Annotated in this window: 2 protein-coding genes; both read right to left on the bottom strand. The window is 45.3% G+C overall.

The annotated features are described in order from the left end of the window. Positions 1–98: 98 nt before the first annotated feature. A complete protein-coding gene (locus B3G15_RS15915; protein ID WP_023466519.1) occupies positions 99–428 on the bottom strand; it encodes a cyclic-di-AMP receptor in 330 nt (109 codons plus the stop codon). Continuing rightward, positions 425–1047, bottom strand: a 623-nt coding sequence (tmk, locus tag B3G15_RS15910; protein ID WP_290722351.1) for a dTMP kinase, incomplete at its 5' end; no start/stop codon positions are given. The genes B3G15_RS15915 and tmk, both read right to left, overlap by 4 nt.

Here is a 1047-nt window from a genome sequence, read left to right as displayed (position 1 = left end):
GAAGATATAAGCGTGATTGATTCGATCGTTTCGTAACGAATTTTGAAGAATCGTCGAAATGACCGATTGTGTCTGTTCCAATTCATGAAACGTCTGCATCAGAATTGATGAAACCCTTCGATTGGTAAGACGAAGACCGTTGCCCCGCCTACCTGGACTTCAACAGGGTACGGGATATAAGAATCGGCATGACCACCCATTGGTGAGATTGGAGAGACCATCTGTTCGCGGCTCGAACAGTTCTTTTTGATCAATCGTAACAAATCGTCGAGACGCTCACTCTGTACACCAATCATGAACGTCGTGTTCCCTTCTTTAAGAAAACCACCTGTCGTTGCCAGTTTCGTTGCTCGGAAATCATGCTCGACAAGTGCTTCCGCTAAACGTAAGCTATCTTTATCTTGAACGATCGTAATGACCATTTTCATGAGAATCTCTCCTTTTCTTCTAAATACGTAATGACATCTTCCACTAAGTCCTGATGAATCGCTTCAATCGATCGATTGGCTTGTACGATCTGCACCCGTTCCGGATCCGATACTGCAATCTGTTGGAAACCTTCATAGACGCGGGCACGAAACGCATCATCTCGCTGCTCGATTCGATCAAGTGCTCCTCGGTCCATCATTCGTTTTTTAGAATCCGTTACCGTTAAATCAAATAAATACGTTCGGTCTGGCGCTAACCCACCTGTTGCAGAATCATTGATTTGACGCACGAGATCAATCGGATGTCCAAGACCATACCCTTGATACGCAAGTGACGCATCAACGAATCGGTCACATAAAACGATTGTGCCTGCCTCTAACGCCGGTCGAATCAATTCCTCGACATGCTGGGCACGAGACGCTGCATACAACAGAATTTCTGTCATCTCTTTCATCTCTTCAAAATCAGGATTCAAAATCAACGAACGAATTTCGTTCCCAACGCGTGTGCCACCTGGCTCACGGGTCGTCATGACGTTATAGCCTTTTTCTTTTAACACATCACTAAGCAATTGTAGTTGTGTCGTTTTACCGGCACCATCTGGTCCTTCGACAGTAA

This window comes from Exiguobacterium sp. UBA1053, from assembly GCF_002316465.1.
Classification (GTDB): Bacteria; Bacillota; Bacilli; order Exiguobacteriales; family Exiguobacteriaceae; genus Exiguobacterium_A; species Exiguobacterium_A abrahamii.
Note: the sequence above shows the minus strand (reverse complement) of the source record. Positions and strands in the feature narration are given on the sequence as shown.

Excerpts from the sequence above, each read along its gene's own strand:
- B3G15_RS15915 (WP_023466519.1), bottom strand. The coding sequence starts at position 428 with ATGAAAATGGTCATTACGATCGTTCAAGATAAAGATAGCTTACGTTTA.